This is a genomic window from Methylobacterium trifolii, assembly GCF_022179685.1.
In the GTDB taxonomy this organism is placed as follows: domain Bacteria; phylum Pseudomonadota; class Alphaproteobacteria; order Rhizobiales; family Beijerinckiaceae; genus Methylobacterium; species Methylobacterium trifolii.
On sequence record NZ_BPRB01000173.1, the window covers coordinates 1 to 8,543 of the forward strand.

An 8,543-nucleotide genomic window follows, 5' to 3' on the forward strand; every position below is an offset into this window, starting at 1 on the left:
GAAGGGGCTGGCGAAGGGGTCGGCCGGCCCGGCGCCGCGCAGGCGGCGGCCGAGTTCGAGATAGAGCAGGTGGTCGGCGATCTCTCGGTCGAGGGCGTCGCGGCGGCGGCGCAGCTCGGCCAGCCGCGCCTCGATCTCGGCCTCCGAGGGGACCATGCCGGGTTCCTTTCTTCCCAAAAATTCCTTCCAGAGAACGAAGGCTAGCAGACCGGGTTTTCGAAGGGAAGACCTGACATCGTCATATTCTATCGACGGAATAACGGCCGTGGTCGGCCGGAACATCCGCCCGGCGGTCCGCGAAACCCCGCCCGGCTCGGCATCGGCCTGGAATAGGGAAATTCCGGGGTAAATTCCCTATGCGCGAGCCTTCGTTCCCTGCTTCGTTCCCTGGCGTGGCGGCACCAGCAGCGCGCCCGCGTCGGCGGGCTGGAGGGTCATGCCGTTGTCGTCCAGCGCCACGGGGAGCTTCGGGAACACCTCGCGCAGGTGGGCGACATCCGCCTTGAAGGCCTGCCGGAAGCTGCGGATGCAGGCGTTCTCGGCCCCGAACTGCCCGTGCAGGTTGTCCCAGGTGAGGCGCAAGGGGCGCTGCAGGGCGCGCAGGCGGTAGCCGACCCAGAACAGCAGGTCGAGCTTGCGCGCCGAGCCGGAGAAGGCGCGGGCGGCCCGTATGTCCACGGGCAGGGCGTGCCGGATCAGGGTCTCGTAGAAATCCTGGTGGAACTGCACGGTCCGGGACCAGGCGACCCCCTTGTCGCCTCCCTTGTCGCCCCCCTGGCCCTCCCTCGGGCGCCACAACTCCAGGCTGCGGAAGGGGGGCACGTTGAGGGTGGTGGCCTGGTCGCGCCCGTCCCAGAGGCCGATCTGCATGGTGCAGGCGGCGAGCCGGTTCAGCTGCTCCTTGAACTGGCGGATGGTGCCGCGCTCGCCCCCGGTGACGGCGAATCCCATCTCCCGCATGAAGCCGGAGAGCGAATCCGCCACCGCGATGGTGGGGCTGCGCTGGCGCACGGCCTCGGTGCAGAGATGCAGCAGCACCAGCCGCGCCTTGGGGCCGTAGGGCAGGCCCTGCGGCTCCATCTCGCCGCTCACGGGGCTCTTCAGGCGCCCGGCGAGCAGGCTCAGGGAGTTGCGGCCGTAGTGCCGGGTGAACTCGCGGGCCTCGCCCGGATCGCGATAGGGCAGGCCGCACAGCGCCAGGACCGAGTGGAGGTGCTGGAGGTTTTCGGGCGCGGTCGGCTCGTTCTCGATCACCTCGCGCACGGCGTCCCGCCGGCGCTGGTCGCGGCCCATGCCGGCCCGGCGTCGGCTGACCGCCCCCTCGGCGGCCTGGGCGGCGTCCCGCTCGCGCTGGCGGTGCAGGATGTGCTCGGCGATCTGGGCGAACAGGAACCCGCCGCGCGCCGCCTCGACCTCGGCCAGGAGGTCGGGATCGCGGATGCCGGCCAGTGTCTGCGCGATCCCCATGTCCTCGGCGTCGTCCGCGTTCCAGGGCCGGGCCCTGCGGGCGCCGGTACTCCATCCGAAATCCTCTTGGCACGATTCGGCTGCCGGGAGTCCCGGCCGGGGTTGGGGTTGTCCCGGATATCCACGGTTCCCCTCCCCGGCGGATGCCGCCCGGTGGAGGTCCCTGGTCGGGCTTGCACGCAGAGTCGGATACGGTACGGGCGGCCCCCGCGCGGCCACGCAGAGTTCGATACGCGCGGTCGCTGCCCGCTTGTCCCCGTTGTTCAGCGGGACGGGCCGGGAATCGCGCCGAATCGCATACGCGGCCACGCCGAATCCCATACGCCACGGCCGGACCGGCCCGCAGACTCCGATGCGCGCTCGCGCAGAGTCGCATGCGGACCCGCGCAGAGTCGGATGCGCGATTGGGTCCTATGCCGTTGCAGGAGCAGGTGATTTCCCGCTCCCCTATAACCTGCTGAACTGACTCTCTGAGAATCCTCTCTGATAGATTTCCTAAGTCCCACGCGAACCGTCCGCTGTGAAGGACGCTCGCGAGGAAGGGAATTATCACATGGAATTAAAAGAATAAGGGGTCTTTATCCCCAGGCAGGGCACGGAATTGCCGCGTGCATGGCTGGTGCAATCGCTCTAAGCGCCGAGCTACCCGCACCCGAGCGAAAGAGGATTTGCGACCATGCCGGAGAGACCGGAGGTAGCCCCGCTACCCACCCTGCTCCGCCTGATGGCGGCGTTGCGCGACCCGATGCGCGGCTGCGCCTGGGACGTGGCGCAGACGTTCTCCAGCGTCGCCCCCTACACCCTGGAAGAGGCCTACGAGGTGGTCGACGCCGTTGCGCGGGGCGACATGGCGGACATGCGGGAGGAGCTCGGCGACCTGCTGCTCCAGGTCGTCTTCCACGCCCGCATGGCCGAGGAGGCCGGCGCCTTCGGCTTCGACGACGTCGCACGCACGATCGCGGACAAGCTGATCCGGCGCCATCCGCACGTGTTCGACGCCTCGGGCGCCCTCCTGCCGGAGGGTGGCGCGGGCCCCAGTTCCATCGCCGTCGAGGCGCAGTGGGCGGCGATCAAGGCGGCCGAGCGCCGCGCCAAGGGCGCGCCGGAGGGAGCCGGCATCGATCCCCTCGGGGGCGTGGCTCTGGCCCTGCCGGCGCTGACGCGGGCGGAGAAGATTTCGCAGCGGGCGGCCTCCTACGGCTTCGATTGGCCGGATGCCGCCGAGGTGATCGGCAAGGTGCGGGAGGAGACCGACGAAGTCGCGCAGGCGCTGGGGCAGGGCGATCCGGGAGCCGTCGCCGAGGAGATCGGGGATCTGCTGTTCTCGGTGGCCAACCTCGCCCGGCACGCGGGCGTCGATCCGGAGGCGGCCCTCAGGGCCGGCACCGCCAAGTTCGAGCGCCGCTTCCGGGCGATGGCGGCCCGGCTGGAGGAGGCCGGCCGGCCGCTCCCGGACTGCGACCTTCCGGCGATGGAGGCTGCCTGGAACGTGGTGAAGCGGAACGAGCGCGGCGGATAGGAGCGGCTTCAGGAAACGGCTTGGGTCTCCTCGCAGCGGCAGGGTCGAGAACTCGTAGACCGGAGATTCCCTGCCGAGACAGAATCTCACGATCCTCCGATCACCGCATCCTGTGATCCACGCTTCCTTGGATACCGTGGCCGAAGGCGGATCGGGGCCGGGAAGCCGCTTGGCCTCCGTCCCATCAGCGCCGCCCCGGCGAAAGCCGTCTCACTGCCGGCGCGATCGGTGCCTGGCGAAAGGCCAGTCGAGGAGCCCTCCCCCGAACAGGGCGGCCCAGACCAGGACCGGCTGAAAGGCCAGCCGCGGCCCGTGATACCACCAGGAATCCGGCAACCCCTCGACGTGGATGCCATTGAGGGCATGCTTGAGGTTGGCCGGGTAGACGCAGACCGCGTAGAGGGCCAGCCCGATGGCGGCCGGACGGCGCAGGCGCGGGATCGCCAGGGCGACGGCGCCCGCGATCTCGCAAAGGCCGGTGGTCAGGATGACGAGGTGGGGCTCTGGCACCCAGTCGGGCATCAGCGGCATCAGCTTCTGGGGGGCTGCCAGGTGGACCGCGCCGATGAAGCCGTAGAGGAGGCCCAGCGCCCGGCGCAGCCACAGGCGGCCGTCGATGGTCCCGGCATTCCCCTCGGCACCCTGCCCCGTCACGCCACGCGATCCTCGCTCACGCCGCAGGATCGGGCGACCTCGGCCCGCAGGGCGGCCGTGAGGCGGATCACGGCTGGGTGGGTGGCGCTGGCGAAGTCGGTCTTGCCCACCGCCTGGACGGGGGCGAGCAGGCGCAGGGAGTTGGTCAGGAAGACGGCGTCGGCGTCCGACACGGCGGCTGACGTCAGAGAGACCTCCTCGGCCCGCAGGCCGCAGGCGGGAGCGAGGCGCAGGATTTCGGCCCGGACGATGCCGGGCAGCACACCGTCCCGGAGGGGCGGCGTCGCCAGCCGGTCGCCGAAGAGGCAGAACACGTTGCCGGTTCCGGCGCAGGCGAGCGCCCCGCGTGTGTTGCGGAACAGGGCCTCGTCGAAGCCCGCCGCGGCGGCCTCGCGGGCGCCGAGCACGGCGTCGAGATAGCCCAGCGTCTTCAGCCGGGAGGCGGGCGATGTCTCGTTGCGGGCGATCCCCGTCGGGTGGAGGCGCAGGGGCTGGAAGGCGGCCTGCGGCGAGGCCACGGCCGCGCTCGCGAAGACCGTGGGAGTCGGGTCGTCCGGGGGCCTGAGGCCGCGGGGGCCGCGCCCGCGCGTCACCGTGGTGCGGATCGCGAGCCGCGGGCCCTGGCCGGCCAGGGCCTGCATGGCCTCCGCGATCCGTTCGGGCGCCACGCGGAAGCCCAGCGCCTCGGTGGCCGTGGAGAGCCGTGCGACGTGCGCCTCCCCGAAGGCGATCCGCCCGTCCAGCGCCAGGGCCGTGTCGAAGACGCCGTCGCCCAGCGTCAGGCCGCGGTCGGTCAGGTCGAAAGGGGCGGTGCTGCCCGCGATCAGGCGGCCGTCAGCCCACAGCATCGGGGGCCTTCGCGTGGGCCGCGCGCCAGTCGCGGGCGAGGCCGAGGAAATTCGAAAACAGGGCGTGGCCGTTCTCGGTCAGGACCGATTCCGGGTGGAACTGGATGCCGTAGGTCGGGTCCGTCCGGTGGGACAGGGCCATCACCTCGCCCTCCGCCGAGACGGCATCGATGGACAACTGCTCCGCCATGCCGGGTTGCGGGGCGACCACGAGGGAATGGTAGCGCCCGACCTGCATCGGGCTGGGCAGCCCCGCGAACAGCCGCGTGCCGGCATGGTCGACGGGGGTCGCCTGCCCGTGCAGCGGGCGGCCCGCCCGCTCGACCCGGCCGCCGAAGGCCGCACCGATCGCCTGGTGGCCGAGGCAGACCCCCAGGATCGGCACATGGCCCGACAGGGCGCGGATCGCGGGCAGCGACACCCCCGCCTCGGCCGGCGTGCGGGGCCCCGGCGAGACCACCAGGGCTTCGGGGGCGAGCGCCCGGATGCCCGCCACGTCGAGGGCGTCGTTGCGCGCCACGCGCACGTCCGCGCCCAGCTCCTCCAGGTAGCGGACCACGTTGAAGACGAACGAGTCGTAATTGTCGATGACGAGGATCATGGGGTCAGGTCGGCGGCCCGGCTCCGCAGCCGGCCGGTGGCGCAGGTGCCGCTGTTGGCCGCTGTCGGTATCACGGCGCGCGGTATCATGGTGCGAAGGCCTCGAACACGCGGGCGGCCTTGGTCAGGGTCTCCTCGTATTCGGGGCCGGGCTCGGACAGCAGCGTGACGCCCCCGCCCGCCTGGAGCACGGCGGTCCTGCCGTCCATGAACACGGTGCGGATCGCGATCGAGGTGTCCAGGGAGCCGTCGAAGCCGATCCGGCCGATGGCCCCGCAATAGAGCTCGCGCGCGTCGCCCTCGATCTCGGTGATGATGTCCATGGCCCGGATCTTCGGGGCGCCGGTGATCGAACCGCCGGGGAAGGTCTTGGCGATCAGGTCGAGGGCGTCGTAGCCGGCGCGCAGGGTGCCCGTGACCACCGAGACGAGGTGGTGGATGCCGGCGTAGGATTCCAGCCCGCACAGGACCGGGACCGTCACGCTGTGCGGCTCGCAGATGCGCGAGAGGTCGTTGCGCAGCAGGTCGACGATCATGATGTTCTCGGCCCGCTCCTTGGGCGAGGCCTGGAGGGCCTCGGCCACGGCGCGGTCGGCCTGCGGGTCGGCGACGCGGCGGGCCGTCCCCTTGATCGGCCGGGTCTCGACGCTGCGCCCGTCGAGCTTGAGGAAGCGCTCGGGCGAACTCGACGCGACGGTCAGGCCCTCGAAGGCGAGATAGGCGCAGAACGTCGCCGGGTTGGTCTCGCGCAGGGCGCGGTAGAAGGCGAAGCCGTCGAAGCCCTCGGGGAGGTCCGCGCTGAAGCGCTGGGCGATGTTGGCCTGGTAGATGTCGCCAGCCCGGATGTAGTCCCGGACGGTTTCGACGGCCTTCTCATAGGCTTGCCGGGAAAAGTTGGAGCGCCACGCGAGCCGGGTGTCCGGCTGGTGACGGTTTGGCGCCGGCTCCCGGTCCGCGCCCAGGAGGTCGGCGAAGCGGGCGAGCCGCTCGGCCGCGCGGGCCTCACGGGCCGATGGGTCGAGCTCCGGGAATCCGGTGGCGACCAGGGTGCAGGTGCCAGCCGCGTGGTCGACCGCGAGCACCGTGTCGTAGAGGTTAACGGCGACGTCGTCCGTGAGCCCGGCCCGGCGGGCGGGTGCCGCGACGGTCTCCAGGCACTGCCCGAGGTCGTAGGCGAAGTAGCCGATGGCCCCGCCGGGGAAGGGCTGGGCGCCTGCCGGCAGGCGGTAGGGTGCGAGGCAGGCGCGCAGGGCTTCCATCGGCCCGCCTTCGACCGCGTGGCCGTCGAGGGTGGCGCTTCCGTCACGGAACCGGAAGCGGGCGAAGGGCTCCGCGGCCAGGATCGAGGTCCGGCCCAGCGTCTCGTGCTGCATCGCGCTGTCGAGAAAGGCGAGACCCGGCCGGTGCCGGAGTCGCCCCGCCGCCACGACGGGATCGATGAACGGGATCTCTCGGGTCCACATGACCAATCAGCAAACCGGGTTTTTGGGTCGCTGCAGCCGTCGCACAGACGCCGTCGTGGTGGAAGCGGCACCGGAGTCGCGTGGCGCGGACAAGACCCGCCGGCAACGCATCCCTTCCCTGGCAGGCTTGATGCGATGCATGCGCGGATCGGTGCAAAGCACTGTTCGAGACGACGAAACACCTCACCGCAGTCCAAGATTTCCGCGTCCTGGACGGGAGGCCGGCACCGCCGGGATGCGATGGGGCGCCATGCGCCGCCCGGCCTCGCAAGCGCAGAGCGATGCGTCTATACCGGTTCCGATTCCAGAACACGTCGCTCGATTCCCGCGGACCGCTCACGCATCGGCCCGCAGGGCGCGCGCCGCACGGGCCATCATGACCGCATCCGCTTCGCTCAGAGACGCATCGAAGGGGGCCGCACCGCGGATCTCCTTCGTCTCCCTCGGTTGTCCCAAGGCGCTGGTCGATTCCGAGCGCATCCTCACGCACCTGCGCGCCGAGGGCTACGAACTGTCCCGCCGCCACGACGGGGCGGACGTGGTCATCGTCAACACCTGCGGCTTCCTGGATTCCGCCAAGGCGGAATCGCTCCAGGCGATCGGGGAGGCGATGGCCGAGAACGGCCGGGTCATCGTCACCGGCTGCATGGGCGCCCAGCCCGAGGAGGTCCGCGAGAAGTATCCCAACCTTCTGGCGGTGACGGGTCCGCAGGCCTACGAGTCGGTGGTGGCCGCCGTGCACGAGGCGGTGCCCCCGGCCCACGACCCGTTCCTCGACCTCGTGCCTCCCCAGGGCGTGAAGCTGACGCCGCGGCACTACGCCTACCTGAAGATCTCCGAGGGCTGCAACAACCGCTGCACCTTCTGCATCATCCCCTCCCTGCGGGGCGACCTCGTCAGCCGGCCGGCCGGCGACGTGCTGCGGGAGGCCGAGAAACTCGTGAAGGCGGGCGTGAAGGAACTGCTCGTCGTCTCGCAGGACACCAGCGCCTACGGAATCGACACCCGCTACGCCGAGAGCCCGTGGCGGGACCGCTCGGTGCGGGCGCGCTTCTACGACCTGACCAAGGAACTGGGCGGCCTCGGGGCCTGGGTGAGGCTGCACTACGTCTACCCCTACCCCCATGTCGACGAGGTGATCCCGTTGATGGCGGACGGATTGGTACTGCCCTACCTCGACATGCCGCTCCAGCACGCCAGCCCCTCCGTGCTCAAGCGGATGCGCCGCCCCGGCAACCAGGAGCGGCAGCTGGAGCGCATCCGGCGCTGGCGCGAGACCTGCCCGGATCTCGCCATCCGCTCCACTTTCATCGTCGGGTTTCCCGGCGAGACGGAGGCCGAGTTCGAGGAGCTGCTGGCCTGGATCGGCGAGGCCAGGCTCGACCGTGTCGGCTGCTTCGAATACGAGCCGGTCCGCGGGGCGCCGGCCAACGACCTCGGCGTCCTGATCCCGCCTGAGGTCAAGGCCGAGCGCAAGCGCCGCTTCATGGCGACGCAGAACGCCGTCTCCCTGCGGCTGCAGCGGGCCAAGGTGGGCAGGCGCATCCCGGTCATCATCGACGAGGCCGGCCCGGCCGGCGCCAGGGGCCGCTCCAAGGCCGACGCCCCGGAGATCGACGGCAGCGTCCACGTCAGCTTCCGCCGCCCGGTCCGGGTCGGCGACATCGTCACCGTGAAGGTCGAGCGGGCGGATGCCTACGATCTCTACGGCAGCGTGGTGTGACCGGTTGCGGCACCGTTGCCGGGTTGGATTGATCCCATGATCCTGTCATGCCGTGATCACGGCATCACAGGCTCCCGTTCCAGGTCTTCTTGAACCATGTCCGGCACCACCCGTACCAGCGCGGACCTCGATCCCCGCCGCCGCCGCATCCTGTTCCGGGCCTGGCACCGGGGCATCCGCGAGATGGACCTGATCATGGGCCGCTTCGCGGACGCCGAGATCGGCACCCTGTCGGAGGCCGAACTCGACCAGTTCGAGGCCCTGATCGA

General features: G+C 70.9%; 8 protein-coding genes. 3 read left to right on the forward strand and 5 right to left on the reverse strand.

Annotated features, from left to right (window positions below):
* Positions 1–354 precede the first annotated feature (354 nt).
* On the reverse strand, positions 355–1,467 hold the full coding sequence (locus tag COGEMETH_RS15545; protein WP_238183512.1) for a replication protein RepA: 1,113 nt from the start codon (positions 1,465–1,467) through the stop codon (positions 355–357).
* A gap of 676 nt (positions 1,468–2,143) precedes the next feature.
* Between COGEMETH_RS15545 and mazG the strand changes: the two genes are divergently transcribed.
* A complete protein-coding gene (gene mazG, locus COGEMETH_RS15550; protein ID WP_238183513.1) occupies positions 2,144–2,986 on the forward strand; it encodes a nucleoside triphosphate pyrophosphohydrolase in 843 nt (280 codons plus the stop codon).
* Positions 2,987–3,196: 210 nt separating this feature from the next.
* On the opposite strand, the gene COGEMETH_RS15555 is transcribed toward mazG, so the two are convergent.
* The 4 genes from COGEMETH_RS15555 to pabB form a co-directional block, all read right to left on the reverse strand.
* On the reverse strand, positions 3,197–3,640 hold the full coding sequence (locus COGEMETH_RS15555) for a DoxX family protein (protein ID WP_373875377.1): 444 nt from the start codon (positions 3,638–3,640) through the stop codon (positions 3,197–3,199).
* The gene (locus COGEMETH_RS15560; RefSeq protein WP_238183514.1) at positions 3,637–4,488 is read right to left on the reverse strand and encodes an aminotransferase class IV; all 852 of its coding nucleotides are present in this window, start codon (positions 4,486–4,488) and stop codon (positions 3,637–3,639) included. Before COGEMETH_RS15560 ends, COGEMETH_RS15555 begins: the two co-directional genes overlap by 4 nt.
* A complete protein-coding gene (locus COGEMETH_RS15565; RefSeq protein WP_238183515.1) occupies positions 4,475–5,089 on the reverse strand; it encodes an anthranilate synthase component II in 615 nt (204 codons plus the stop codon). The genes COGEMETH_RS15560 and COGEMETH_RS15565 overlap by 14 nt, the downstream gene beginning before the upstream one ends.
* Positions 5,090–5,174: 85 nt before the next feature.
* Positions 5,175–6,551 (reverse strand): aminodeoxychorismate synthase component I, encoded by a 1,377-nt coding sequence (pabB, locus tag COGEMETH_RS15570; RefSeq protein ID WP_238183516.1) that lies wholly within the window; start codon positions 6,549–6,551, stop codon positions 5,175–5,177.
* Between the two features lie 376 nt (positions 6,552–6,927).
* Here pabB and rimO point away from each other — a divergent pair, with 376 nt between their 5' ends.
* Positions 6,928–8,274, forward strand: a complete 1,347-nt coding sequence (gene rimO, locus COGEMETH_RS15575; protein WP_238183517.1) for a 30S ribosomal protein S12 methylthiotransferase RimO — start codon at positions 6,928–6,930, stop codon at positions 8,272–8,274.
* Positions 8,275–8,370: 96 nt separating this feature from the next.
* A partial coding sequence (locus COGEMETH_RS15580) for a succinate dehydrogenase assembly factor 2 (protein WP_238183519.1) occupies positions 8,371–8,543 on the forward strand: 173 nt, incomplete at its 3' end.

What these genes read in the sequence shown, in the direction of transcription:
- COGEMETH_RS15545 (WP_238183512.1), bottom strand. Translation starts at nt 1,467, where the DNA reads ATGGGGATCGCGCAGACACTGGCCGGCATCCGCGATCCCGACCTCCTG.
- mazG (WP_238183513.1), top strand. Translation starts at nt 2,144, where the DNA reads ATGCCGGAGAGACCGGAGGTAGCCCCGCTACCCACCCTGCTCCGCCTG.
- COGEMETH_RS15560 (WP_238183514.1), bottom strand. Translation starts at nt 4,488, where the DNA reads ATGCTGTGGGCTGACGGCCGCCTGATCGCGGGCAGCACCGCCCCTTTC.
- COGEMETH_RS15565 (WP_238183515.1), bottom strand. Translation starts at nt 5,089, where the DNA reads ATGATCCTCGTCATCGACAATTACGACTCGTTCGTCTTCAACGTGGTC.
- pabB (WP_238183516.1), bottom strand. Translation starts at nt 6,551, where the DNA reads ATGTGGACCCGAGAGATCCCGTTCATCGATCCCGTCGTGGCGGCGGGG.
- rimO (WP_238183517.1), top strand. Translation starts at nt 6,928, where the DNA reads ATGACCGCATCCGCTTCGCTCAGAGACGCATCGAAGGGGGCCGCACCG.